General features: G+C 69.1%; 31 protein-coding genes and 1 pseudogene. 5 read left to right on the top strand and 27 right to left on the bottom strand.

Annotation, left to right across the window (positions count from 1 at the left end; all coding sequences use genetic code 11):
• Positions 1 to 4: 4 nt before the first annotated feature.
• From AC5L3X_RS08200 to AC5L3X_RS08160, 9 genes and pseudogenes are all read right to left on the bottom strand, one after another.
• Positions 5 to 766 carry an ABC transporter ATP-binding protein gene (locus AC5L3X_RS08200; protein ID WP_494856114.1) on the bottom strand — a complete coding sequence of 254 codons (762 nt, stop codon included), beginning with the start codon at positions 764 to 766 and terminating at the stop codon, positions 5 to 7.
• Entirely contained in the window at positions 759 to 1,619 is an 861-nt protein-coding gene (locus tag AC5L3X_RS08195; RefSeq protein ID WP_494856113.1) for an ABC transporter ATP-binding protein, read from the bottom strand. Before AC5L3X_RS08195 ends, AC5L3X_RS08200 begins: the two co-directional genes overlap by 8 nt.
• Positions 1,616 to 2,479, bottom strand: coding sequence for an ABC transporter permease (locus tag AC5L3X_RS08190; RefSeq protein ID WP_494856112.1), 864 nt, complete (start codon positions 2,477 to 2,479; stop codon positions 1,616 to 1,618). The genes AC5L3X_RS08195 and AC5L3X_RS08190 overlap by 4 nt, the downstream gene beginning before the upstream one ends.
• Positions 2,476 to 3,441: an ABC transporter permease gene (locus tag AC5L3X_RS08185; RefSeq protein ID WP_494856110.1), complete on the bottom strand. Its 966-nt coding sequence runs from the start codon at positions 3,439 to 3,441 to the stop codon at positions 2,476 to 2,478. The genes AC5L3X_RS08190 and AC5L3X_RS08185 overlap by 4 nt, the downstream gene beginning before the upstream one ends.
• 64 nt (positions 3,442 to 3,505) lie before the next feature.
• On the bottom strand, positions 3,506 to 5,101 hold the full coding sequence (locus AC5L3X_RS08180; protein WP_494856109.1) for an ABC transporter substrate-binding protein: 1,596 nt from the start codon (positions 5,099 to 5,101) through the stop codon (positions 3,506 to 3,508).
• Positions 5,102 to 5,273: 172 nt separating this feature from the next.
• Positions 5,274 to 5,519, bottom strand: a pseudogene (locus tag AC5L3X_RS08175) (CDP-alcohol phosphatidyltransferase family protein); the annotation flags it as partial.
• 185 nt (positions 5,520 to 5,704) lie between these two features.
• Complete coding sequence (locus AC5L3X_RS08170; RefSeq protein WP_494856107.1) at positions 5,705 to 7,003, bottom strand: CU044_5270 family protein; 1,299 nt, start codon at positions 7,001 to 7,003, stop codon at positions 5,705 to 5,707.
• Complete coding sequence (locus tag AC5L3X_RS08165; protein ID WP_494856106.1) at positions 6,996 to 7,592, bottom strand: RNA polymerase sigma factor; 597 nt, start codon at positions 7,590 to 7,592, stop codon at positions 6,996 to 6,998. Before AC5L3X_RS08165 ends, AC5L3X_RS08170 begins: the two co-directional genes overlap by 8 nt.
• A 69-nt stretch (positions 7,593 to 7,661) precedes the next feature.
• Positions 7,662 to 8,573 carry a hypothetical protein gene (locus AC5L3X_RS08160; protein ID WP_494856104.1) on the bottom strand — a complete coding sequence of 304 codons (912 nt, stop codon included), beginning with the start codon at positions 8,571 to 8,573 and terminating at the stop codon, positions 7,662 to 7,664.
• Positions 8,574 to 8,756: 183 nt separating this feature from the next.
• Between AC5L3X_RS08160 and AC5L3X_RS08155 the strand changes: the two genes are divergently transcribed.
• Positions 8,757 to 9,254, top strand: a complete 498-nt coding sequence (locus tag AC5L3X_RS08155) for a hypothetical protein (RefSeq protein WP_494856102.1) — start codon at positions 8,757 to 8,759, stop codon at positions 9,252 to 9,254.
• Positions 9,255 to 9,476: 222 nt separating this feature from the next.
• On the opposite strand, the gene AC5L3X_RS08150 is transcribed toward AC5L3X_RS08155, so the two are convergent.
• The 3 genes from AC5L3X_RS08150 to AC5L3X_RS08140 all read right to left on the bottom strand — a co-directional run bounded on the left by AC5L3X_RS08150 (position 9,477) and on the right by AC5L3X_RS08140 (position 11,292).
• Positions 9,477 to 9,839 (bottom strand): hypothetical protein, encoded by a 363-nt coding sequence (locus tag AC5L3X_RS08150; RefSeq protein ID WP_494856101.1) that lies wholly within the window; start codon positions 9,837 to 9,839, stop codon positions 9,477 to 9,479.
• 3 nt (positions 9,840 to 9,842) lie between these two features.
• Positions 9,843 to 10,385: a helix-turn-helix domain-containing protein gene (locus AC5L3X_RS08145; protein WP_494856100.1), complete on the bottom strand. Its 543-nt coding sequence runs from the start codon at positions 10,383 to 10,385 to the stop codon at positions 9,843 to 9,845.
• 130 nt (positions 10,386 to 10,515) lie between these two features.
• The gene (locus tag AC5L3X_RS08140) at positions 10,516 to 11,292 is read right to left on the bottom strand and encodes a TNT domain-containing protein (RefSeq protein WP_494856098.1); all 777 of its coding nucleotides are present in this window, start codon (positions 11,290 to 11,292) and stop codon (positions 10,516 to 10,518) included.
• A 475-nt stretch (positions 11,293 to 11,767) separates the two neighbouring features.
• Between AC5L3X_RS08140 and AC5L3X_RS08135 the strand changes: the two genes are divergently transcribed.
• Complete coding sequence (locus tag AC5L3X_RS08135) at positions 11,768 to 12,310, top strand: dihydrofolate reductase family protein (protein ID WP_494856097.1); 543 nt, start codon at positions 11,768 to 11,770, stop codon at positions 12,308 to 12,310.
• Positions 12,311 to 13,037: 727 nt separating this feature from the next.
• Here AC5L3X_RS08135 and AC5L3X_RS08130 read toward each other — a convergent pair.
• The 10 genes from AC5L3X_RS08130 to AC5L3X_RS08085 form a co-directional block, all read right to left on the bottom strand.
• Entirely contained in the window at positions 13,038 to 13,664 is a 627-nt protein-coding gene (locus AC5L3X_RS08130; RefSeq protein WP_494856095.1) for a hypothetical protein, read from the bottom strand.
• 553 nt (positions 13,665 to 14,217) lie between these two features.
• Positions 14,218 to 15,408, bottom strand: coding sequence for a tyrosine-type recombinase/integrase (locus AC5L3X_RS08125; protein ID WP_494856094.1), 1,191 nt, complete (start codon positions 15,406 to 15,408; stop codon positions 14,218 to 14,220).
• A gap of 68 nt (positions 15,409 to 15,476) precedes the next feature.
• A complete protein-coding gene (locus AC5L3X_RS08120; protein WP_494856093.1) occupies positions 15,477 to 15,662 on the bottom strand; it encodes a helix-turn-helix transcriptional regulator in 186 nt (61 codons plus the stop codon).
• Positions 15,659 to 17,002 (bottom strand): replication initiator, encoded by a 1,344-nt coding sequence (locus AC5L3X_RS08115; RefSeq protein ID WP_494856247.1) that lies wholly within the window; start codon positions 17,000 to 17,002, stop codon positions 15,659 to 15,661. The genes AC5L3X_RS08120 and AC5L3X_RS08115 overlap by 4 nt, the downstream gene beginning before the upstream one ends.
• Before the next feature lie 136 nt (positions 17,003 to 17,138).
• A complete protein-coding gene (locus AC5L3X_RS08110) occupies positions 17,139 to 17,261 on the bottom strand; it encodes a hypothetical protein (protein WP_494856091.1) in 123 nt (40 codons plus the stop codon).
• 5 nt (positions 17,262 to 17,266) lie between these two features.
• Positions 17,267 to 17,428, bottom strand: a complete 162-nt coding sequence (locus AC5L3X_RS08105; protein WP_494856089.1) for a hypothetical protein — start codon at positions 17,426 to 17,428, stop codon at positions 17,267 to 17,269.
• 16 nt (positions 17,429 to 17,444) lie between these two features.
• On the bottom strand, positions 17,445 to 17,786 hold the full coding sequence (locus tag AC5L3X_RS08100) for a hypothetical protein (RefSeq protein ID WP_494856088.1): 342 nt from the start codon (positions 17,784 to 17,786) through the stop codon (positions 17,445 to 17,447).
• A 20-nt stretch (positions 17,787 to 17,806) separates the two neighbouring features.
• Positions 17,807 to 18,463 carry a DUF2637 domain-containing protein gene (locus AC5L3X_RS08095; protein ID WP_494856086.1) on the bottom strand — a complete coding sequence of 219 codons (657 nt, stop codon included), beginning with the start codon at positions 18,461 to 18,463 and terminating at the stop codon, positions 17,807 to 17,809.
• Positions 18,464 to 18,479: 16 nt separating this feature from the next.
• Positions 18,480 to 19,799, bottom strand: coding sequence for an FtsK/SpoIIIE domain-containing protein (locus AC5L3X_RS08090; RefSeq protein ID WP_494856085.1), 1,320 nt, complete (start codon positions 19,797 to 19,799; stop codon positions 18,480 to 18,482).
• Entirely contained in the window at positions 19,792 to 20,121 is a 330-nt protein-coding gene (locus tag AC5L3X_RS08085; protein WP_189129228.1) for an SCO3933 family regulatory protein, read from the bottom strand. Before AC5L3X_RS08085 ends, AC5L3X_RS08090 begins: the two co-directional genes overlap by 8 nt.
• Before the next feature lie 100 nt (positions 20,122 to 20,221).
• Here AC5L3X_RS08085 and AC5L3X_RS08080 point away from each other — a divergent pair, with 100 nt between their 5' ends.
• The gene (locus tag AC5L3X_RS08080) at positions 20,222 to 20,590 is read left to right on the top strand and encodes a GntR family transcriptional regulator (RefSeq protein ID WP_494856084.1); all 369 of its coding nucleotides are present in this window, start codon (positions 20,222 to 20,224) and stop codon (positions 20,588 to 20,590) included.
• On the opposite strand, the gene AC5L3X_RS08075 is transcribed toward AC5L3X_RS08080, so the two are convergent.
• Together AC5L3X_RS08075 and AC5L3X_RS08070 are read right to left on the bottom strand one after the other, a co-directional pair.
• Positions 20,550 to 20,741 carry a hypothetical protein gene (locus AC5L3X_RS08075; protein WP_189129275.1) on the bottom strand — a complete coding sequence of 64 codons (192 nt, stop codon included), beginning with the start codon at positions 20,739 to 20,741 and terminating at the stop codon, positions 20,550 to 20,552. The two genes, AC5L3X_RS08080 and AC5L3X_RS08075, sit on opposite strands and share 41 nt — an antisense overlap.
• Entirely contained in the window at positions 20,738 to 20,950 is a 213-nt protein-coding gene (locus AC5L3X_RS08070) for a hypothetical protein (RefSeq protein ID WP_494856082.1), read from the bottom strand. The genes AC5L3X_RS08075 and AC5L3X_RS08070 overlap by 4 nt, the downstream gene beginning before the upstream one ends.
• A 148-nt stretch (positions 20,951 to 21,098) precedes the next feature.
• Here AC5L3X_RS08070 and AC5L3X_RS08065 point away from each other — a divergent pair, with 148 nt between their 5' ends.
• Positions 21,099 to 21,839, top strand: a complete 741-nt coding sequence (locus AC5L3X_RS08065; RefSeq protein ID WP_494856080.1) for a helix-turn-helix domain-containing protein — start codon at positions 21,099 to 21,101, stop codon at positions 21,837 to 21,839.
• Positions 21,840 to 21,842: 3 nt separating this feature from the next.
• On the top strand, positions 21,843 to 22,319 hold the full coding sequence (locus tag AC5L3X_RS08060) for an NUDIX hydrolase (RefSeq protein ID WP_494856079.1): 477 nt from the start codon (positions 21,843 to 21,845) through the stop codon (positions 22,317 to 22,319).
• On the opposite strand, the gene AC5L3X_RS08055 is transcribed toward AC5L3X_RS08060, so the two are convergent.
• The 3 genes from AC5L3X_RS08055 to AC5L3X_RS08045 all read right to left on the bottom strand — a co-directional run bounded on the left by AC5L3X_RS08055 (position 22,283) and on the right by AC5L3X_RS08045 (position 24,087).
• The gene (locus AC5L3X_RS08055) at positions 22,283 to 22,978 is read right to left on the bottom strand and encodes a DUF6000 family protein (protein ID WP_494856078.1); all 696 of its coding nucleotides are present in this window, start codon (positions 22,976 to 22,978) and stop codon (positions 22,283 to 22,285) included. The two genes, AC5L3X_RS08060 and AC5L3X_RS08055, sit on opposite strands and share 37 nt — an antisense overlap.
• A 25-nt stretch (positions 22,979 to 23,003) precedes the next feature.
• On the bottom strand, positions 23,004 to 23,567 hold the full coding sequence (locus AC5L3X_RS08050; RefSeq protein WP_494856077.1) for an HD domain-containing protein: 564 nt from the start codon (positions 23,565 to 23,567) through the stop codon (positions 23,004 to 23,006).
• 67 nt (positions 23,568 to 23,634) lie between these two features.
• A complete protein-coding gene (locus AC5L3X_RS08045; protein ID WP_494856076.1) occupies positions 23,635 to 24,087 on the bottom strand; it encodes a GntR family transcriptional regulator in 453 nt (150 codons plus the stop codon).
• Positions 24,088 to 24,096 lie beyond the last annotated feature (9 nt).

Raw genomic sequence — 24,096 nt, 5'->3', positions numbered from 1 at the left:
CCTTTCAGGTCGCGGACTCCAGGAGCCGGCGGGAGTACGGGTGTTCCGGCCCGGAGAAGAAGCGTTCCGCCTCGGCGAGTTCGACCAGCCGTCCACCGCGGAGCACCGCCACGGTGCGCGCGACGTGACGTACCGCCCCGAGGTCGTGGGAGATGAACAGCGCGGCGAAGCCGTGCTCGGCCTGGAGGCGGCGGATCAGGTCCAGGATCTGCGACTGGATGAGCGCGTCCAGGGCGCTGGTCACCTCGTCGAACAGGATGAATCGCGGCCTGGTCACCAGCGCGCGGGCGATCGAGACGCGCTGGCGCTGGCCGCCGGAGAGCTCGTGCGGATAGCGCTCGGCCGTCGCCGGGTCCAGGCCGACCTTCTCCAGCGCGTCCGCCACCGCCTCCCGCAGTTCCCGGCGGCCGGTCGTCCCCGTGATCCTGAGCGGTTCGGCGACCGAGGCGGCGACGCGCAGCCGAGGGTTGAGGCTCCACGCCGGCTGCTGCAACACCGCCTGCAGGGCGCCGCGCGACCAGCCTCCCGGTGGGCGCAGCGGGCTCCCGTCGAAACGCACCTGGCCGCGGGAGGGGCGTACCAGGCCGAGGCAGAGCCGCCCCACGGTGCTCTTTCCCGAGCCGGACTCGCCGACGACGCCGACCGTCTCGCCGGCCCGCACGGCGAAGCTCACCTCCCGCAGCGCGGGCACGCGTTTCCTCGCCCACGGCGGCCCTCCCGCGTACACCACGTCGACGTCGTCGACCTCGACCAGCGGGCTATCCATCCGCGTCTCCCCCTCCGGTCGATGAGCCGGTCGATGAGCCGGTCGATGAGGCGGGCGCTGGGCCTGGTGGTGGGCCGGTCGCCGGGCTGGAGCCGGGCACCGAGTCCAGCAGGCTGCGGGTGTACGGATGCGACGGCGCGGCGAAGACCTCGGCGGTGGTGCCGGACTCGACGAGCGCGCCGCGGTACATGACCGCGATCCGGTCGCTGTGCCGCCGTACGGCACGCAGGTCGTGGGTCAGCAGCAGGAGGCCGGCGTCGGTACGGCGGACCCGGTCGACGAGCAGGTCCAGCACGAGGTCGCGGACCTCGCTGTCCAGGGACGCGGTCGGCTCGTCGGCGATGACCAGCTCCGGGCGGGACGCCAGCGCCAGCGCGATGAACACCCGCTGCGCCATGCCGCCCGACAGCTCGTGCGGATAGCTGCGGGCGACCCGGTCGGGCTCGCTCAGGCCGACCGCGGTCAACTCCGCGCGCACGTCCAGCGGCAGGCCGAGGGCGGAGAGGGTGAGCGCGAACTGGCGGCCGATCCGCTTCGTCGGGTCGAGCGAGGTGATCGGATTCTGGAACACGAATCCGAGTCGCCGCCTGCGCAGCTCCAGGAGCCTGTCGTGCGGGGCGTCGAAGACGGAGTCGCCCGCGACGCGGACCTCGCCGCCGGTCAGCCGGGCCGAGGGAGGCAGGAGCGCGCCGACGGCAAGGCCGAGCGTGCTCTTGCCCGAGCCGCTCTCCCCGATCAGGCCGAGGACCTCGCCCCGGTCCACGGACAGGGACACCCCCTTGACGGCGGCGTGCCGCCGGCCTCGGGTGACGTAGTCGACACCGAGGTCGCTGACCGTGAGCAGAGCGGTCATGAGGCGACCTCCCGGCCGGTGTCGGTGTGCGGGTCGAGAACGTCGCGGACGCCGTCGCCGAGCAGGTTCACCGAGAGGATGGTGACGGCCAGCACCGCGCCGGCGCCGAGGACGTACCACGGCGCGGTGGTGATGTAGGGGCTGCCCTCCTGGAGCAACGAGCCGAGTGACGCCCGGGGCGGCTGCACGCCGGCGCCGAGGAAGCTGATCGCGCCCTCGACCAGCATCCCGGCCGACACCGCGTACGTCGCCTGGACCACGACGGGTCCCATGACGTTGGGCAACAGGTGCACCCGCAGCACGCGCCAGGTCGAGGCGCCGCTGACCACGGCGGTGAGGACGAAATCCCGGCCGGCCACCGCGGCCGCCGAGGCGCGGACCACCCGGATCATCAACGGCAGGGTGACCAGCACGACGCTCAGCAGCACGGCCGTGATCCCGGGCGCCAGCACGGCCGAGCACACCAGGGCGAGCAGGATCGGCGGGAACGCGAACAGCGTGTCCGTGGCCCGGACCACCACCTGGTCGACCGCGCCCCGCCGGTATCCGGCGAGCAGGCCGAACCCGACCCCCGCCAGGCAGGTGACCAGCACCGCCAGCGTCGACAGGAGCAGCGTCGTCCCGATGCCTTCGATCACCCGGGGCAGCAGGGACCGGCCGAGGTTGTCGGTACCGAGCGGCCACTGCGCCGAGGGTCCGGAGAGCCTGGGGCCGACCAGCTCGCGCGCGCTGCCGCCGAGGCCGAGCAACGGGCCGAGGACGCCTGTCCCGACGATCCCGACGAGAACGACGAGCGCGATCCTGGACAGCGGGTCTCCGCGGAAGGGCAGTCCGCGAGGCGGGCGCGTGGGGGTGTTCACGAGCCTCCGTTCGGGGCCACGCGCGGGTCCAGCAGCGCGTACACCAGGTCGGTCAGCGTGTTGAGGGTCACGAAGAGCACCGCGGCGAGGAGCACGACGCCCTGCACGACCGCGTAGTCGCGGTTGGTGATCGCGCCGAACAGCACGTCCCCGAGACCGGGCAGAGTGAAGATCCGCTCGACCACGACGGCGCCCCCGGCGATGTACGCGACGTTGGTGAACAGCACCGTGACGACCGGGATCGCCGCGTTGCGGAGCAGGTGATGGCGGACGATCCGCGCCCGGCTCTCCCCGCGCGCGAAGGCGGCGGTCACGTACGGCTCGGTGAGCACGCCGAGGACCGCGTCCCTGGTCGTGCGCAGCGTGAGGGCGGTGACGAATACGCCGAGTGTCGTGGCGGGAAGCGCCATCGCGCGCAGGTTGCCGCCCGGATCGCCGGTGAACGGCACGTACCCGTTCACCGGCAGCCCGAGCGAGACGCTGGAGAACACCAGTACCAGCACGCTGCCCAGGACGAAGTCGGGAACGCTCAGGCCCATCGCCCCGGCCAGCCGGCCCGCTCCCGCGACGGCGCGGCGGGTGGCCCGCAGCGCGGACACCACCCCGAGCGGCACGCCGACGGCGAGTGCCATCAGCCCGGCCAGGGCGGCCAGTTCGAGGTTGACCGGCAGCCGCTCCGCGATCACGGAGCCGACCGGCAGCCGGCTGATCATGGAGAAGCCGAGGTCGCCTTGGAACAACCCGGCCAGCCAGCGCAGGAACTGCTCCGGCAGCGGCCGGTCGAGGCCGTAGTGCGCCACCGCCTGGGCCCGGAGCTCGGCGGTGCTGTAGGGCCCCAGCACGATGTCGGCGTAGCTTCCCGGGACCAGCCGCAGCACCGTGAAGATCACCACGCACGCGAAGAAGACCGTCACCGCCGCGCCGGCCAGCCGCCGGACGACGAACCACGCAGCGGATCTCATGCCGGGGGCCGGTTCCCGCGCGCGGCGAACGAGGACATCACGCACCTCACCTGGTCCGCGCCGCTCAGGAGGCGGAGCTGAACTCGTCGATGTTGCGGAACAGGTTGAGGTAGCCCTCGTTCGGCTGGATCTCGGCGTTCACCCGGTCGGTGCGGTAGCCGACCACGACCGGGCGGGTGACCAGCGGGATGATGCCGGCGTCGGAGTCGATCCGGTCACACGCCCGCTGGAGCACCGCCTTGCGCTCGGGGCCCGACGGCAGCGTCTGGGACTGCTCGATCAGCTTGACCAGGTCGGCGTCCCGCTTCAGGAAGCCGTCGTTCCACACGGACTTCTTCGGGTCCCACCAGGAGATCACCATGCCGGGGTCGGCATATCCGGCGAAGTAGGACATGGCGGCGTCGAAGGTGCCTGGCTTGTCGGTGAACACCCGCTTCTGCCAGTCGCCCACGTCGAGCTGGGCGATGTCCACCTTCACCCCGATCCTGCCGAGGTCCTCCTGGATCACCTGTGCGATCAGCGGGAACGTCGGATAGATCGGCGACGCGATGAGAGTGAACGTGAGGTTCTCCGCGCCCGCCTCCTTGAGCAGCCTCTTCGCGTCGTCCAGGGTCGCCTTGGCGGAGGGGATCGCGTCGGGGTCGCACGAGTCGGGAAGGCCGGGCGGGGTCGCCGCGGTGACCTTGCCCAGCCCGCCGAGCGCCGCGGTGCGGATCTTGTCGCGGTCGATCGCGATGTTGATCGCCTGCCTGACCCGCTGGTCGACCAGCTTGCCGCCGAGTTCGTTCACATCGATCCGGTAGTAGTCGGTGGTGTCCTGCACGACCGACGTGACGTTCGCCACCCCGCTCAGCAACTGGGGCGCGTCGACGTTCTCGAAGTTGGCGATGTCGACGGCGCCGCTGCGCAACGCCGCGATGCGCGCGGTGTCGTCAGGGATGATCCGGACATCCACCTGGTCGAGCTTCGGGTGTCCGGTGCGCCAGTAGTGCGGGTTCCGGGTGAACGTCCAGGACTGGTCCTGCTTGTGCGAGGCCACCTGGTAGGGGCCGGAACCGAGCAGCTCCTTCGTGGGATCGAAGGTCCCTGCCTTGAGCTCCTTGATCGGCAGGATCGCGGTGGCGATGTTGGCGAGTGACGCGACGAACTGTGTGTACGGCCGGGACAGGGTGAACGTCACGGTCCTGGCGTCCGACGCGGTCACCGACTTCACCGGCCCGAGCTGTCCCGTCCAGGAGGCGCCCAGCTCGGGGTCGAGCAGCCGCTCGAACGAGCTCACGACGTCACTGGAGTCCAGCGCCCGCCCGTTGGAGAAGGTCACGCCGTCGCGGAGGTGGAAGACGTACTCGGTCGGCGACTTCTGCTCCCACGACTCGGCGATGCCCGGCAGCGTCTCCAGATCGTCGCCGGTGTGCACCAACGTGTCGTACACCAGGAACATCAGCTGCCAGGACACGCCGTTCGGCGAGGTCTGCGGGTCGTACTCGATGAGGTCGGCGGGCTTGCCCCAGACGATCGACCCGGCCCCCGAGCCGGCCGCGCCCTCGTCGGCGGCCTGGTCGGTGACGGGTGGTGGTGGGGCGGACGAACAGGCGCCGGCCGCTGCTACGCAGAGTGCGGCGAGGGAGGACAACAGCAGACGGTGCTGACGGCGACGCATGGATGGTCCCTACCTCGCCGGCCGGCTGGGGCCGGCGAGAAACTCAGGCCCGGCACTCGTCCAGAGGCCGAACATTTTCCCTATTTCCGATATAGATAGTCGGGTATTGGGAGGTCACTTTTGCACTGTTTATCCGGCTTGTCAACGGTTTGTTCTACGGAGCGAGGGCGGCCAGGGCGCGGGCGAAGTCGCGGGACGACAGCCAGAGCTTGTACATGATCGCGGCCTCGAAGACGAGCAGCAGCACGGCGGCGCCGACGGTGACCGGGACGATCTGACCGGTCAGCGGGCCGACGACGAACACCGCCATCTGGAACTCGATGCCGCTGACCAGGTGCGTACGCACCCGGTGGGCGCGCAGCCAGTCGCGGACCCGCAGGTACCAGGTGAACCGGGTCCGGAACTCCCGCTGGAAGTCCGACGCGTCGGCCGTCCGGATCCGGATCTCGTCGGAGCCGGCGTCCTCGGGAAACGCGTCGTCGCCTGTCAGCAGTCCGTCCGCCGAGACCCCGGAAAGGGCCGGTGAGCCGGTTCCCGAGCCGGACTCGCCGTCCGGTCGTCTCCGGGGGTGTTGGTCGTGCCGTGGCGGGCCGCGGGGTCGGCCTATCTCACGTCGGGCCTCTCGTCCGTCCAGCCGATCTCCTCGTACGCGGTGAAGGCGCCGATCCGTACGACTCGGCCGTCCGCGAGCGTGCCGGGCCTCGTCGACTCGTCGGAGAGGGGCTGTCCGCTGTCTGGATCGACCACGAGACGCACTTCGTGGGCCATGTCCGCCTCGTAGCCGATCGCCTGCCCGGTGCGCCCGAGCGGGTCGGTCACCTCGCCCTCGGCGGTCATCCCGGGCAGCCCGGCCAAGATCTGGTAGGCGGAGGACCGTACCCTGGGCGAGACCGCCAGGCCGTTGAGGAGCTCCATGCAGCTTCCCCGGAGCCGTGACTCCATCTGTCCGTCCAGACTGAACTCATGGCGCTGGGCCAGGCTCCTGATGCGAGCCTCGAGATAGGTCCGGAGCCCTTCGGGGGTGTCCGGGATCGCCCGCAGCTCGGCCCAGGTGACCGGCTGTTTCGTCAGGATCCCGCCCGCCCCTTTCCATCCGCCGCGCAGCCGGAACGCCTCCGGCTCACCGGGGGTGCTCGTCACTGCCTGCCCCGGGGCCACGTCGCCGTCGAAGCTCGCGACGTTCTCCGGGTAGGTCCAGGCGGTCGGCGAGCCCGCCGCGCGCCAGGCCGTCTCGTCCTCCGGAGTCGCGGGCTTCGCGCCGAGGTACCGGTGGATTCGCCAGCTCTGCTCACCCGGTCGTTTCGCCAGCCACAGTTCGGTGGAGGAGAGACGGCGGATGACGTAGCGACGATCCGGTGAGGGCGTCAACTGCCCGGTGACGGTCCGGACCCGCCAGTAGGCGCCCTCCGCCGGAGACTCGGTCACGGCGCTCGCCGCGGCGAGCAGGACCTGCCGGGCGGTCGGCCGGGTGTCCTGCGGCGGGCCGGCGGACTCGAACGGGCTGCGGGAGATGGAGATCGGCGCGTCGGACGGGACGACCGCGACCAGGAGCGCGGCGGTGGCCGCTCCGGCCAAGACGGTGCCGACCGCCGCCCACCGTCGGGCTACCCGCTTGCGGGCCCGCCGTGGTGCCGACCACCCGCGCCCACCGGCCCGGCGCCGCTCGGCGGGCCCTTCGCCCTTGCCGGTCCACTCGCGCTCGCTGGTCCGCTCGTGTCCACCGGTCTGGTCGTGCTCGTCGGTCTGCTCATGCTCCTGGGAGAGCGCCGCCAGGAGTCGGGCGCGGCCCGCCCGGACCGCGTCGGCCGATGGCGAGGGCGCGGCGAGGAGGTCGCGTACCGCGGCCAGATCGCTCAGGTCGTCCGGAACGGTGGAGTCTGTCCGGCCGTTCAGATCATCCATCAGATCCTCCGATCACGGGGTTGACGCCTCCCAAGGCGGCGCGGAGCTTCCTGCGCACCCGGTTGAGCCGGGAGCCGACGGTGCCGAAGGGGATGTTCAGGGTCTGCGCGACCTCCTCGTAGCTGAGGTCGGCCAGCGCGACGAGGAGCAGCACGTCGCGATCACCGTCCGGCAGGCTTTCGAGCGCCGTCGTGAGCGGCTGGTGCGCGCTCGCCGCGGCGACCCGCGCCGCCACCCTGTCCTCGTGCCCGACGTCCGCGCCGTCGTCCAGCGGCGTCCGCTGGAACGCCCGCAGCCTGCGGACCTCGCTCCGGCGATGCTGCGCGACGAGATTGGTGGCGATCCCGTAGAGCCACGGGCGTACGGCGCCGCGGGCCGGGTCGAAGCTGCGGCGCTTGCGGAACGCCACCAGGAAGGTCTCCGCGGCCAGGTCGTCGGCGAGCTGCGTGCCGAGCCGTCCGGCCGCGTAGCGGTGGATCTCACGGAAGTAGCGGTCGTACAGCGACGCGAACGCGTCCGGGCGTCGCCACGACAGCTCGATGAGCGTGGCGTCATCGACCGACGCCGGCGCCTCCGGGGGAGCGGCCATCCACACGGGTCCCTTCTGTGGGCTACACCCTTGTTCCGCCGCACCCCCGATCCGCCTCCGCGGACGAACTCACCAGGTCACGGACGGGCTCACCACAAAGCCGGCGAAAACGCCGGTGCCCGGCAGCCGCCACCCCGCCTGGGCCGCGTACTTCGATCCGTACGGAGGGCGGACCTCGTACCAGCCGCACGTCTGTGTCTGGTCCTCGACCGTGATGAACATCTTGTGGCACTTCAGCTCGCGCGTGACCGGCCGCTCCTGGAACGAGTCGTAGGCCCGGATCACCAGGTCGCTCCTGGTGCCGACCGGGCCGCGTAACTGGTTCCTGATGAGCATGCGGCTCTCGCGGATCCGGATGCACGCCCGCAGGAGCACGCCCTGGCCCGCGTCGGTCCACGGGCTGCACTGCTCGCCGTCGGCCGGAGGGTGCTCCTCCGGCCCGGTGGACGGCTCGATGGACGGCCCGGCGGCCGTGGACGACGACCACGATCTTCCGGCGAACGTACCGGCCACGAATGAGACCAGCACCAGACCTGTGGTGGCCAGCACGGCGGTCAGGAGCGGCACCGACCTCCGAGAAGGCCGCCCGGCCGCTTCGCTCTCACCGCCCCCGTCACCAGGGGCCTCACGCGCGAGACGTTCGGCCGCCCTGGCCCGCCAGCCGCGCTCCTCTCCCTCCAACTGCCTGCGCAGGTCGTCGATGGTGGCTCCGAGGGCGACCAGCCTCCGTGTCTGGTCGGCGGGCAGCTCCAGCCCCGTGGCGATCTCGCGCATCACCTCGGCGCCCGGCAGCCGGTTGCGCTCCGCCAGTTGCCGGGCTCCGGACAGCCACCGGGACACGAGCGTGGCGCTGGCGTCGCGGACCCGGTTGACGAGGTACTTCTGCGGCCGACCCTGCGACCGCAACCCCTCGCGAATGCCTTCGGCCGCCTCGTCCAGAGCCGCGATGAGCCGGTCCGCGAGCTCCTCGAAGGTCCCCATCGCCGTGCCGCCCCTCCTGCGCAATTGTTCGGCCCGCGGTGAAATCGCACGTCAAGCCCGGTGCAACAGGCGGTGCGCGATCGCACTGATGCTCATGTCTGGTGCCCACCGCCGTGGCTCGGCGAGTCTGGCGACAAGTAAACGATCAATGCTCGCACGATGCGAGACAGATAGGGAGGCACCATGCGATCACTGATCATCGGACTCGCCGCCGCAGCCACGCTGGCCGGACTGCCCGCCGCATCAGCCGCCGCCACCGTCTCGGGAGGACAGGCGGTCTCGGCCGCCGCCCAGTTGCCGAACTGTTCGGGCAAGAGGGTCCTGCGCTTCCCGTTCTACACGCGGGAGATGCTCAAGGCGGCCTACATCCACGTCTTCTACGACGCTCGCACCTCGACCGCCTGCGCCTACCTCAATTCCACGAACGCCACCTGGGGCACGAACAAGCACATGACGATCACCCTGAAGCACTGCGCTCGGCGTAGCGACCGTTATGGGCAGTGCATCGGACAGCTCCAGTCGACGACCGTCCGCGGCTGGTACCCCGGGCGCAGCGACACGGCACGGCTGAGGGTCGGCCGTGGCTGCCTGATGGCGACGGCCCGGATCTGGTGGGGCAAGAACTACGGCCTGACCTCCACCCAGTCCACGGTGTGCGTCAGCGACGCGGCCGGGGCGTGACCGCCCTGATCCGCAGGCAGTTGCCGGGTCAGGGCGTCGGCCACCCATCGCGGCGTAGATCCTCAGGTGGTCCCGGGCCGAGTGGTGCGGGTGGAAGGCGGCGTCGAAGACGGCGCCCACCACGGTGGTCGGACGCGGCTCCCGGCCTGACGGTGAAGCCGAGGATGTCGGCGGCGGTGATCGGGCCGTAGCTCTTGGTCAGGTTTCGTACCTCGATGCCGGTCACCTGGCGGCCTCCCGGATGGCCGCGACGAGCCGGTCGGCATCGGGGACCGAGAGGACGACCTCGTCGAACTCGTCGCCGGACCTCGCGCGGTCCAGCAGCAGGTGGACGCCGGGCAGGTTGCGGTTGGCCGAGACCAGCTGGCGCGGGCCGCCGTAGATGCCCCAAACGCCGATCTTGGTGTGGCCCGACACCGTCAGGCCCTTTCTCGCGCCGCGGGGAACGCGCAGCGGCTGCTCCGTGATGGCCGCCTGCCGTACGGCCGGCAGGGGGATCGTGTGCCGGGCTCGCCCGGTGAAGATGCGCTCCCAGGAGCCGAACTCGACAGTGACCGAATCACCGGTGATCATGACCGTTGCCATGGGTCAGCCTTTCGTCAGGGGGAGGAGAATCGTGGCCAGCAGACGGGGTGACCGGTTTTCTCCCGGCTCGTTCGCGAGCAGGGGTCGCACGAGTTCGCCGAAACCCTGCGCGAAGCGGACGAACTCCTCGTCATTCAGGTGAAGCACCAACTGCTGGTAGCCGACGCCGTCGGCCACCAGGTCGACGTGCTCTCTGGCCAGGTAGCGCGAGAACTCCGACAGCAGGCTGGACACGAACGCGGTGAAATATCGCGCGTGTTCCTCTGGGGACGCGGAGGCCAGCGACTCGGCGGTCGGTGTCACCGCGCCCTCCGGCAGCGCGTACACCCGTTCTGTCGCGCCTCCGACCTTGCGCTCCTCCACCACGTCCAGCAGGCCGGCCTTGGCCAGCGTGGCGATGTGCCGGTAGAGCGTGGCCTGCGGCACGTCGGGCAGCAGGCCGGCCAGGTCGGAAGGCGTGCGCCGAGCGCCGGCGACGGCGCCCAGGATCCGGATGCGCACGGGGTGCAGCGCCAGTTCGGCCCAGCGCTCTGTCGAAGGTCTCACAGAATCGACATTATCATTATCGATAATGATAATGCTAGTGGGAACGATGACGCGTGGCCCCCATCGGCGTCCGACCGGCGCCCTCCTGGCCGCCGGGGCGGCCAGGAGGGCGATCAGCGGCTCCGGCCGCTCAGTTGAGGCGCTTGAGGTAGCCGTGGTCGACGAGCCAGCTGATCGGCAGCTCGCCCTTGTCGTTCCCCACCGACCCCGGGAGGTACTTGACGAGGGTGTGGTACTGCCGTCCCACACCCGCCTGCTGGAAGGCCGAGGCGGCCGGGCCGGCGTCGACCTGGAACGGCTTCTCCACCTGGTAGGCGTGGTAGTTGCAGAGGTGCTGGGGATCGCCGCCGAACGTGTTGAGACTGCTCGGCGGCAGGGCCCGCTTCACGAACGGCGTGCCGTACGGTGCGAGGAAGGCGCCGCTCTCGCCGCCGAACCGGTCGAGTTTCAGTCCCTGGGGCAGCGTCATGGTGGTGATGAGCGGCTTGGCGTTGGAGTAGCCCCCGGCGTGGGCGAAGCCGAAGTCCTGCGGGTAACGCCATCCGTCGACGGTCCGGTAGCGGTCGAGGAAGGTCGCCGGCGGGAGGCCTCCGTAGCGGACGTAGCCGCGCAGGATCGAGCCGAGCCAACTGGTGCGCGGGAGATACTTCGGGCCGAGGTTCGGGTCGCCGAACACGTACGGCGGGCCGCAGACCGCGATGGCGGGATCCCGCGTCGTCCTCTTGTGGCGGACGATCGCGAGGTCGACCTTGCTGTGGCGCGCTTTCGCGTCGTGCGTGGTGAACGCGGGCGGCTCGGGGGCGGGGGCGGGGGCGTACGCGGTGGCCTGGGCCGAGCCGCCCGAGAAGGACGTGGCGGCGATGGCGAAGGCGGCGACCAGTGGCGCTCGCCGGGAAAAGAGATGCACGGACTCTCCTGAAAGAACTCACACGGAGTGCGATCGGACATATCCGCATCAATTCGCAATTCATCGAAGATGGCACACGATAATCGCCGACCCTTCGGATGAATGCTCTGGATGCGCTGGATCCGTGCGTACCCGGCCATTCTTCAGGCGCATCGCAAGGAATTCGCCAGAGCGTCAAAAAGGTGTTCGCGTTAGCCGGTCGAAAGATACGTGAAGGACGGCATGTCGCGACATTTGCAATTCGACTCACGAATGGCGATGAAAGCCCGTACTTTATCCTGAATAAAGGGGCGGTCGAGAGATGGACGTCATTTCAGCAGGGATGGCAGCGAACTTCGTGGTAGGACGCCGGTCTCTCCTCGGCTGTGTCCAGGAAGGACCCTGTTCCGCCGCCCGGGGAGTCCCGCCGATGAGTTCGTACGCCGTCCGCTGTCCTAACATGCGTCAACTCGGCTGATCCCTCTGGAGGCAGATCATGAGCAGGCTGCTGTACTCGGTCACCATGTCGGCGGACGGCTTCATCGCCGGACCGGGAGGCGACATGTCCTGGCTGTCCGCGCACCTCGGCCCCAACCCAGTGGTCGACGAGCTCATCGGCCAGATTGGCGCGCTGCTCGTCGGCAACCGGACCTTCCGTGGCGACGATCCGCACAAGGACACGGAGAGTGAGGGCAAGGCGTTCGGCGGCGGATGGGAGGGGCCGCAGTTCGTGCTGACCCACCGCGCCCCCGACACGCCGGTGCCAGGGGTCACCTTCGTCAACGCCCTGGACGAGGCCGTCGCCGCGGCCAAGACCGCCGCCGGCGGCAAGTACGTCAACGTGCTCGGCGCCGATGTGGCCCGGCAGTGCCTGGAGGCGGGCGTACTGGACGAGATCCTGACGTTCGTGACGCCTGTCCTGCTCGGCGACGGCGTCCGCCTCTTCGACCACCCGGGCGGGACCAACGTCAAGCTCGAACGCGTCCGGCTCGACGAGATGCCCCACACCACGAGCCTCTGGTACCGCGTCACCGGTTGACGCGAACGGGCACCGACCTCTCGCGAGATCCGTTGTCCCGGGCAGGGAGGAACGATGATTCTCGACAGGCGCCCCGCACTCGCCCTCGCCGGAGGCGGTGTGATCCTCGCCGGCGTGGCGGTGGCTCTCGTGGCCCGGCCCTTGTGGCACGCGACGCACACACCTCATGTTCTCGGGGGCGGCGTGATTGGAGTGGACCTTGTCATCATCCCCGCCGTCCTGGGGCGCGTCTCCCGGAGCTTCCGGATGACGTTCGGCTTGACAGCCGTGGGCGGCGGCGGGGTGCTGATGACCTTCACACTCCTGGCGCACCTGCTCGGTTCGGGTCTGTCTCTCATGGAGGAGCCCTCGGACGCGGCCTTCCTCGGAACGCTCGGAGGACTGATGGCGGGGGGAGGAATGGTGCTGATGGTGACGGCTGTCCTCCTCCTGCGCGAGGCACATACGGAACACGTCGGCTGGGCGGAGGAACGGACCGGAACCGGAGGCGGTGCGGGATACGTGGCGGTCTGTGACTGTGGTTGGGAGGGGAGCCCTCGACAGGACCCGTCGCAGGCCCTTGCGGAAGCAGGAGATCACGCGGGCAGAGTCCGACCCGCGGTTCGCCGGGCGGAGCGCGGGCCATCCGGCGAACCGCCGTCCGGATGAAGCCGGTCTTGCTGACGGCTCGCGTGCAATGGTGCGGCGTCAGCTAGTCAGCCAAGCTGCTACGGGGTCGTGCACCGCATCATCGGCGGCTTATGGTCCATGCCCCGTCCGCTGTGATCGCGGCGTAGCGGGTGCCGGCGGGCAGAGCGACACGCCCCTTGTAGGCACCGATCTTGTTGACGAGGAGACTCCGGGTGCGTCCGCGGTTGTCGAGCGCCCAGATGATGAAGTTGAGGTCGCCGTTGTGGCGGATCGTCAGCCGGCGTAGACCTTTGCTCGGAGCGGTGAGCCGAAGTACGTCCGCGCCGGTGCCCTTGGCATTGATCGCCCAGTATCGGGCCTTGGTGAGGGGGAGGATCTGGAGGGTCCAGGGGCCGTCAGCGGTGATGCTCATCGACCGGACCTTGTGGGTGCCGTTGATGTTGAACGCGGCCGTGCCCTTATAGTCGCCGATGGCGTTCGCGACCAGGTCCACTTCCTTTCCGCTACTGGAGAGCGCCCAAACGATGAAGTTGGCCTCACCTTGGTGGGTGGCCTTCACGATGCTTGGTGCCGATGTCGCGGGGATGCGGATGACGTCGTCGCCCTCACCGCGATATGTGCCTGCGGACGTGGGAGCAGCGGCCTGCGCCAGGGCCGGCGTCGAGACAAGAAACGCTCCAGCGAGAGTGGCCAGCCCGACGAGAACGCGTAAACGGAGACGCATGTGTGGCTCCTGTGACGAGGGATGTGGACGTCGTTGGACGCATCGTCCGGGGGCTCGGTGTACGAGCCGAGTGTCACGAGAGCGTCGCGGATTGCACCCTTCAGGGCGCAGGGCCTGATCACCACTAAACCCGGCAAATAATCAATCGCCCCTTTCGCCCAGACGTGAGCGGACCCCACAGCACGTCCTGGACGGTCGCAGAGCATCGGTAAGGTGTCGCCGACAGGGCGAAAGGATCATCTTGCCGCAGGCGTCCCGATTATCGTGGCCAGCGCTGTCGGCATGGGTGGCGGCTGTGATTGTCGCCGCCTTTCCGACGTGGGAGCTGTGGCGCGAGCGACTCGATCCTGAGGAGTTCGTCCGGGTTCCTGAGGAGTTCGCCGGGAACTACACGTACGTGTGCCCGTTCCGGAGCAGGCCGACGCTGTTTCCCCTCGACTATCTGATCGCAATCGGAGCCCATCCTGCGGCGTCTTTCCAGGTCTCAGCCGCCGCCCTTGCTGAAGTGCTGGTAGTTGATTCGCGCGTCTTTGACCTGTGGTTCGGGTGCTGCTCAGCCGGATGCGGGCACACCGAGGGCACACGGCTCCTGTGCCACGAAGACCCGATCGACGGCCTTCCGTGTCCGGTCTTCACTCGACGGCATCAGATGCGTGTACGTCCGCAGTGTGAAGCCGGGGTCATGGTGGCCGAGGTATTCGCTGAGCGCCTTGACGCTCTCGCCGCCATCGAGGAGCACGGAGGCGTAGAAGTGCCGGAGCGCGTGCATCCCGTGCTCGCGGTGCGACTCCGGCATCTCACCCTTGGGAGGCGCGGGCACGATGCCCGCGCGTACGAGGGCGAGTCGCCACTGTCCTTGATTGAAGTACGTGCAGTGGATCGCGTTGTCATTGGGCGAGGAGAAGATCAGCCGGTGCGTCACGGGCTTGCCGGCCAGCGCCATCCAGGGCAACGCGACATCGACGGCCGGGAAGGCAGCAAGGTGGGCCGACAGTCGAAGGGCCACCGAGTCCGGGAGCGGTACGTCCCGTGTCTTGCCGCCCTTCGGGGGAGCGAACACTCGCCGCCCGCGAATCAGCTTCACCTGCCGTCGTACGTGGACGACGCGGCGCAGGAAGTCGACATCGTCCACGGCCAGACCGATGATCTCGCCTTGCCGAAGCCCGAGGCCCGCGCCGACGTCCACCATCGCGGCGTACCGCTCACCGAGGGCGGTGCGCATGCCGTTCACCATCTCGTACGTCCAGGGCTTCACCTTCTCGCGCGACATCGCGGGCGGCTTCACCACGGACGCCTTGCACGGGTTCTTGGCGACGAGGCCGTCATCCACAGCGGCGGAGAACACGGCCGACACGTGCGCGAGCAGCACCCTGATGTACGACGGCGCGAGCTCGCCCTGTAGCCCGCGAATCCACGCCTGAATCATCGAGGGCCGGTTGGCGAGCACACGCATCTCACGGTTCCCGAGCACCGGATAGATGTGGTTACGCAGCCGCATGGCGACCTGATCGTGAACGGCCTCGTCGAAGGGCGCCGCGTTCAGCCACTCCTCGGCGCACACGCGGAAGAGAGCCTTGCCGGCACTGGGGTCGACGTACGTTCCCACGGCCAGCTCGTTCTTGACCTTCGCGTCGAAAGCGTCGGCGGCGCTCTTCTTGTCGAAGTTCCTCTTCCGCTGCTCGCCGTGGTCATCACGCCATCGAACCTGCCAGCGCTCGCCCTTGCCGTGATCCGACGACGGCACGCGCTGATGCTCGGGACACTTGGAGTCTCCAGGGCGCGGCCTGGACTTGTGCCACCTGTCGTAGACCGTCATGACTGCTCACGCACCCAGGCGTAGACGTCCTCCGCGAGGTAGCGCACGTGACGCCCGATCTTGCAGCCTCTCGGCCCTTTGCCGAGGTAACGCCACTGGTAGATCGTGGCAACTGGCACGCCCAGGAAGTCGGAGAGCCGGTGTACGTCCCACATCCGGTCTCCGCCGATTCCGCTGATCAAGTGCCCACCTCCATTACTCGCGGAGGAACGGTCCCGGTGAGAGCGGCGGCGAGGAGTTGGTCTCCGGCGGAGTGGCCCTTGCCTGCGTACTGCCATTCGCTGATGACGAGGACGGTGTCTTCGTCGAAGAGGGGGAGGCGGCCGGTGGTGATGTCGGTGTCGCGGGTGTGGTGTTGGCGGGCTGCCCGGAGTGCGCCGAGGGTGGTGGAGTAGTTGCGAGACCTCGTGGAGAAGTGGCCCCGGAAGCCGAGCATGTGGGCCCACTCGGCGAGCTGGAGCTCTTTGAGTTCGTCGATGGCGCCCAGGCTCATGCATTCGGTGATGAGCCGTTTGGGGTGGTCGCGGAGGTTGTGGGCGTCGAGGTTGTCCAGTGGATTGATGCGGCGGTCGAGGGTGCCGACGCACTCGGCCGCTTTGGTGGCGTACTTGGCGATGTAGCCCGCGACGGCCTGTTCGGTGAGGTCGCCGGTCAGGGTTATCGGGCGGATGTCGAGCTGCTGGCCCCATTTGAAGAGGCGCGGAGGCTGCTCGCTCAGGGCTGGGACGAGGGCGCTGACGACACGAGCGGCATGTTGTACGGCTTGCGCCAGGATGTCGGTCGTTGCCCAGGGCGGGGGCGGCATGGCGGGGCCGCCGGGGCCGTCAAGGCGGATGACGGCGTGGAGGTGGACGACGCCGCGCCGCTGGTATTCGGCGACCTTGGCGAAGGAGAGGGTCAGGTGGTGGCGCAGGTCTTTGAGGGCCAGGCCGCCGAGCTTGGCCAGGTGCCGGCGGAGCGAGTCGGCGAAGCGCTTCCACAGCAGTGGGGCAAGGGCGTTGAACAGGACCGCGCCGGAGTAGTCGTAGCAGTCCGGGCACAGCGGTTCGCCGAGGCGCTTGTCGTCGGGGTTGTGCGTGGCCGTACAGGACATGACCTTGCTGTGTGGGCAGGTCACGGCGTCGCGGCGAGCGTGGCAGGGCAGAGCCTTGCCGTTCTTCTCGCGGCGGGCGTGGACGGCACCGAAGGAGGGGGCCGTGAGCGTGACGAACAGCGTCGGGTGGCTTGTGACGGTCTCAGGGACACCTTTGCCGCCGATGAGGCCCGCGCGGATGAGGTGGTAGGTGTCGGCGCGGTAGACCTCGGCGCAAGCCGGGCAGCGGGAAGCGCGGCGGGTCTTGCACGGCAGGCGTAGGACGCCGTCAGGCTCGTTCCTCGTGGTGTAGCGGTGGAGCAGGGCACCTGTGGCGGCGTCCCAGTGTTCGATCTTCCCGCGTAGGCGGATGGGCTGGCGGCAGCCGCCGGTGGCGCGGATCTGGGATGCCCAGCGGTCGTAGTCGGGATGGTTGAGTCGGGCGATCATGCCCGCTTTAGCGTGCGCGTTGGCGTGGTTTGTGGGCAAGATGGAGACCTCCTTTCACTCGTTCGGGTGCGGGGATGGCCCTCGACCTGGCGTGTGTCTTGGCGGATGTGCGGCCAGGCCGGGGGCGCCGCGCTGGTTAGGCGCCGTGGTTGTCGATGCCGGTGCCGTCGCAGTCGTGGCAGCGGGCGTTGTCGGTGTCGAGGCCGGTGCCGTTGCAGGTGCAGCAGCGGTAGCGGATCACCGGCAGGAGTTCGGGCATGGCCTTCACCTCTTTTCGCGTGGTCGGGTGGTGAGGTAGATGCGCCACTGGTGGGGGTGGGCGCGGTCGGGGTAGGCGCGGGAGACGGCGTAGACGGTGAAGTGCAGGCGCAGGCGGAACAGGGCGTCGACGATTTCGGCTCGGGTGCCGTCGATGCGGATGCGCATGATCGGTCCCTTCTGGTCAGGTGGCGGAGGTCGGGTCGGGTTGGATGCAGCCGCGGTAGCTTTCTTCGGCGCGGTGTCGGGCGCGGGCGGCGGCGAGGATGGCTACAGCGCGGTATTCGACGGGGCCGAAGCTCAGTGAGGTGGCGTAGTGGCCGTACGGGATCTCTTTCTGGTCGATGAGAGAGCCGAGGCGTGCGGCGATCTGGTCGATTTCGGCGCACTGTTCGGCGTCGCTGTCGTGGCGTGAGAAGTGGTGCAAGGTGAGGCTCTTGGAGGCGGGCAGGTCGGGGTGGTCCTTCAGGAACGCGGCCAGCTCCAGCAGGCCGTTGATGAGGGCGGCGCGGTGGTCGTTGGTCATCGGCGGTGTCTCCCTTCTGGTCAGGCGGTGCGCAGGGTGCGCAGCAGGTCGGAGGCGAGTTGGTTGGATACGCCGAGGTGGGCGCGTAGTGCGTCGCAGGTGATCGGCTTGCCGTGTTTGGTGTGGTGTTCGTCGGCGACGCGGCGGGCGTAGTCGACGAGCGCGGGCGCGAGGTCGCCGTCCCGGTCGTCCTGGCCCTCGTCCTGGCTCTGGCTGTTGTGCGGGACGAGTTCCGGGACCGGCGACGAGACAGGGACGGGCGCGGACGAGGCCGCCGAGGCGGTGGACGGTTCGGGACGGGTGGCGCGGCGTTCCAGCATCGAGATGGCGATGAGGAAGGCGGCGGCCGGGGTGGCTGCGGTGATCCAGCCCCACACGGTGGGGGCGGCTTGGGCGAGGTTGGCGGCCAGGGATAGGACGATGCCGCCGGTCAGGACGAGCACGGGCCAGGTGATGCGGCCGGGCCGGCCTTTGCCGGTGTTCTTGTCGCGTTGGCGTTCGCGGGCGGCCATGACGCAGGTCAGGTCGATACAGACGGCGATGGCCCAGGACATCCAGCCGGTCTGGCCGTGCTCGGTGGCGGTCTGGCGGATGTGGGTGAACGATCCGGCACCCGCAATGGCGGCCAGGACGAGAACCGGGCCGGTGTCGAGCAGCCGGCAGACGAAGCGTCGCATCGTCGCACCCCCTTTCTCAGGCGGTGATGGGGTCGGGCAGGTGGGTGGTGATCTCTGACCAGGACGGAGCGAGGTGAGCATGGGCGGCGGCTGCCTGTTCGGCGGTCTGTTCGCTGACGTAGAAGGAGCGGGCGCGATACCACTGGCCGTCTTGGCCGGCGACGATCGCGACGCCGGGTGTCTCGGCGGCGATCGCACGGGCCGAAACGAGTGCGGCGGGGTCGAGGTCGCCGAGGGTCATGGTCGCGGTCTCCGGGTCGTTGACCCGGTGGCAGATCCGTCCGGAGCATTGGGCGCGTAGGGCGGTGACGCCGGGGCCGAGGTCGGAGCCGATCCGTTGGCCGCAGCAGAACAGGTAGATGCCGAACGCCCGTCCGAGCTGGGCTACCCGCAGGAGTGCGGTGGAGGTTTTGGCGATCTCGTCCTTCTCGGACTTGTCGGCCATCAGGTAGAGCTCGGCTAGCTCGTCGACCAGGACCACGACCGGGACCGGCCGCAGGGCGGGTGGGAGTTGCCAGATGTTGCGGGCGGACGCCTGTCGGCACAACCCCATCCGGTCGATCATCAGGGCGACCAGATCGGCCAGCAGGCTGACGGACTCGATCCGGGAGGTGGCCAGCGCCGACAGCCGCGGCGCGTACGGAGTGAACTCGACCCCGCCTTTGAGGTCGAATCCGACGAGCGCCACGGGCTGCGGGGCCAGGCCGACGATGAGCGCGTTGGCGAGGTTGGACTTGCCGGACTGCGTCGCCCCAGCGTTCAGCCAGTGCGGCACGGTGCGGAAGTCGATGGTCCATGGCTGGCCGGTCTCCAGCCGCCCGACCGTCACCTTCAGCAGGTCGGGCGAGGGCGGCAGTTCGTTCAGCTTGATCAGCGGGTCGCGCATGGTGGCCATGAGCACGACGCGGCCGGGCCGGGGTGAGGAGACGCGCACGGCGTGCACGCCCCAGGAGTGGGCGAGGCGTTCGGCGGCGTCGGCGTAGTCGCCGGGGGTCTGGCCTTCCAGGGTGTGCAGGGTGACGCGCCAGCCGTGCCGGGTGGGCAGCGGCAGCCACATGAACGGTTTGGTGTCGACGGCGACCCGCTGGAAGCGACGGCGGACTTTCACCAGCCCGGTGGAGGCGATCGCTCCGGGGACGGTGGTGAACCACCAGCGTTGCCGCTTCTTCGTCAGGCCGCAGCCGAGCGCGATCCGCCTCCAAGAGACGCGGACGGACAGCGCAGTGGGTGGGAAGCCGATGGCAAGCCAGAACGAGGGGTGGTGCAGGTGGCGCCAGGCCTGCAGCCCGGCCGCGAGGGCGGCCAGGGCTGCGAGCAGCAGGAGCGCGTCAGACATCGGCGGCCTCCCGGGCAGGGAGCAGGGCCGAGGCGCGGTAGGCGATGCCCCACCGGCCGGCGATCTCCCAGACGTAGCCGAGCAGGCCGACGGCGGTGACGGTGTCGCCGGTGGTGATGGGCGGCTCTCCGGTGGTGCCGATCTTGACGAGTTCGATCCGGCCGAACTCGTCTTCGACCGAGACGGTGACCTCGTAGACGGTGTTGCCGTTCTTGTCGGTCTTGATCTCGCCGGTGTCGCGGTTGAGCACGCGCGGGCGCGGGGCCTTGACGCAGGTGATGGCGAGCTTGCTGACATCCACGGGGATCGGGACGGAACGCATGGGTGGTGACCTCCTCATTTCGTCGTAGCCAACATAGTTAACCTAGTCGGCTCAGTTGTCAATGTTGGCATGGCTGTCTTGGTGTGGTGAGATTGACGCGATGGTCAAGAACACCGGCCGGGCCGGCTATCTCCAGATCGCCGACGATCTTCGCGCGCAGATCCGCGGCGGCTCCCTCGCGCCCGGAGCTCCGTTGCCGTCCACCGCGCAACTGGCCGAGCAGTACGACGCGTCGCTGTCGGTGGTGAAGATGGCCGTCGGCATCCTGCGCAACGAGGGCCTGGTCATCGGCCAGCAGGGCAAGGGCGTGTTCGTCACCGACCCCGACGAGACCCCGCCCGCCGGCGACACGGGGGGTGAGGTGGCCGAGCTGCGCGCGGTCGTGGAGGACCTGTCGGTACGCCTGGCGAAGGTCGAGGAGCGGTTGGCTACGTCCACGACACCCCGTTCCGGACGTAGCAGCCGGTAACCCTCCTGGCCAGCGACGCCGACGCCCCATCCGGGCGACGCCGGAGGCTGAGCGCTTTGTCCTCACGGCGGATACCGACCAGCACCGCCACGTACCCGGCCAGCAGCGCGACGCCGAGCAGTCCGGCGATGATCAGCGGGATCGTGGTCATGACCAGATCACCCCCGCCGCGGCCAGGCCGCGAGCAGCGCGCGGGGGGCGGCGGGTCTCGCCACGCCGCCGACCGTTGTCACGGCGGCGCTTGGCCGCCTGCTTCTTGATCCAGCGCTGGCGGGCCGAGCACTTGCCGCAGCGGGTCTGCCCCTCCTCCAGGTGCGCGCCGCACTCGCAGGCAGGCTCGGGGTAGATCTCATCAGTCATGTGATCACCTCTCCTTTCGGGTCTCGGTTGTTGCTTGCGAACCGAGAATGCGACGGAGAGTCAGGACGAGATCACTACACGACGGGACATGTTCAAGACGTCCGGCCTACGATGTCCAGGTCCCCGGACGTCCCACGGAGCGGGTGAGATGGCGAACGAGAGGTTGCGGGCGGCCCTGTTGCAGCGCGGCGTGAGTATCGCCCAGCTCGCGCAGGCCATCGCAGTGGACCCCAAAACGGTCGAGCGGTGGGTGACCAAGGGACGCGCGCCGTACCGAAAGCACCGCTTTGCGGTGGCTTCCTATCTGGAGGCCGACGAGACCTACCTGTGGCCGGAGGCGCTGACCCGCGACCAGGTCGCCTCAGCCTCAGAGTCGGAGATCGTCACTGTCTACCCGCACCGCTGGGCCGTCCCACGGGACGTGTGGGGACGACTGTTCTCAGCGGCCTCGGCGGAGATCGGCGTGCTGGTCTATAGCGGATTGTTCCTCGCCGATGACACCGGCATCGTGCGCATGTTCGGCGACAAGGCCGACGCTGGAGTGAAGGTGCGGATCCTGCTCGGCGACCCCGACTGCGCCGAGGTGGCCCAGCGTGGCGCGGACGAGGGAATCGACGACGGCATGGCCGCCAAGATCCGCAACGTCCTCGTGCTGTACCGGCCACTGATCGGGCGTGCCAACGTGGAGTTCCGCCTCCACGCCACCGTGCTCTACAACTCCATCTACCGCGCCGACGACCAGCTCCTCGTCAACACCCACGTGTACGGCGTGCCCGCCGGCAACGCGCCCGTCTTCCACCTGCGCAAGGTCATCGGCGGGGACATGGTCGCCACCTACGCCGAGAGTTTCGAACGCGTCTGGGACCGAGCCCGGCCGATAGGGTCCTGAGCCATGGCCAAGCGGATCGACTACTACGACGACCCGAACGCCCCCGCACCCAACAGCCTGGTCCCGTCCGTGAACGTCATCGTCACCAACACCGCCGGCGACCTGCTGATGATCCGCCGCACCGACAACGACAACTGGGCCGTCCCCGGCGGCGCCATCGACCTGGGCGAATCCATCCCGCAAGCCGCCATCCGCGAAACCCTCGAAGAGACCGGCATCACCTGCGAGATCACCGGCCTGACCGGCACCTACAGCGACCCCCGCCACGTCATCCTCTACACCTCGAATGGCGAGGCCCGCCAAGAGTTCTCCGTCGTCCTCACCGCACGAGCCGTCAGCGGCAAGGCCACGCCGAGCGACGAATCCCGCGAAGTCCTGTGGGTGCCACGTGAGCAGGTCACGTCTCTGCGGATGGACCGGTCGATGCGGATGCGCATCGAGCACTACCTGTCCGGAGCATCGTCACCGTTCATCGGGTGAGACCAGCGCTCTTCCAAGAAGCGTCGTCGTCGTGGCAACCACTGTTCGATCGTGCCGGTCATGCAGCTGTCGGCGAAGGCGCACATCTCGTCTGTGACCTGCTTCTTTTCAGCTGGGCTGACCTTGCGCATCGTTGATCGTTCCCAGAGGCCGCCGGGGACGAGGAATCGAGCGGCGTGATCGGTTCCAAGTCGCTCATCGAGGTGGAGCAGTGCGCCCATCGCGTCGTCCTGGTCGTAGTGGCAATCCAGCCGGGGCAGGTAGTGGTCCAGGTAGGCGGTGAGGATCTCTGCGTCGCTGTCTTCGGCGAACTGGGCGAGAGCGAAGCAATAACCCTGTCCGGAGTAGACGAGTTCGCTTTCCAGGAGCATCGCGCCGAGTCGCTCACGAAAGTGTGTCCGCCGGTCCAGGCCGATCAGCCAGGCGGCGGTCAGCCGTGCTCGCCACTCGCTGTCCAGCAGCATTTCAAGGTCACTATCGGTGATCCGCCGTGCGTCCTTGGCCAAGGAGCGGGCGAACCGGGCAAGGTCTCGGTCCGGCAGCATCATGAACCCGCCGCCCAGAAGCTTCAGGTATCTGCGGACCTCACCTCTGCCTGAGCTGACGTAGTGCCGGACGACGGCTATCAGTTCGAAGTCGGGCGGAATCGGAAACCGCATGACGTCATCATGCCGGGGATCTCTGTCACGGCACAGGCCCCGTGATGGCGGCCAGCGCGTTCTCCACCCCCTTGACGGCGGCCAGAATGCAAGGGGTCGACGTCGCGATCGATCGGGAGACCAGGTGCTCCGGGCCGTACCGGGAGTGGATCTCCGCGAGCCGATCAGTGACATCGAGGTGCGTGCCGTCGGGGCCGGTGGTCATGTCGCAGTAAGTCAGCGCCTCCACCAGTTCCGGGCGTTCCTCGTCGAACTCTGCGGTGAGCGCGTCGAACAGGGAGCGTTCGCGGGCCTCGTTGACCGCGCAGGAGTGGTGGGCGACCAGGCGGCACAGCGTGTCGTCGGCCTGGTGGACGTCGCGCAGATAACGAGCGCCGTCCAGAGGGTGAAAGCCGGTGTCGACCAGATTGGGGGCGTACCCGATGTCGTGAAGGTAGGCGGCGGCGGTCAGGGTGTCGGCCTCGTCTCCGAGGATGGGCGCCAGCGACCTGGCGCGGGCGGCTACCCCTTGGGTGTGCGCCCAGCGCCGGGGGAGCGTCGTCTCCAGCAGGCCTTTGGCGAGGTCATGAGCCCATTCAGCTTGTCCCACATCGCCCACGATAGGCACGGGGTGCCGGGATCGATCCAGTACGAGCGCCGAGACGTCCCAGGACGTCTCATCTGCGGACGAACCGGCCACGGCCGTGCTCGGCCACGATCAGGCCCTCCTGTTCCAGGACGGCGAGCGCTTGGCGAACCGTGCTGCGCGACACCCCGTGCGATCGGCGCAACTGCGCCTCGCTGGGCACCGTGCTGCCCGGCGCCAGGTCACCGCGCTGAATCTGCTCGCGCAGTTCCCGCGCGACCGCCTGATACAGGTACGGCTCGCCGCCGGTCTTGCCGCCGCCGAGGACCAACCGGCCCTTGGCGGGAATGGCCAGGATCAGCCCTTCGGCCTCCAGCAGCGCCAGCGCGCGCCGGACCGTGTTGCGCGCGACGCCGAACTCGGCGCACAGCTCCGCCTCTGAGGGCATCATCGTTCCCACCGGATACGTGGTCATCTCGATCCGTTCTCGAAGCCGGTCGACGATCTGGGGAAAGACGCGCCAACCGGTCAGCCACCTGGTCACTGTTGATGT

The sequence above is a fragment of the Nonomuraea sp. CX421 genome, from assembly GCF_059358955.1.
This window is presented reverse-complemented; position numbering and strand designations above follow the sequence as displayed.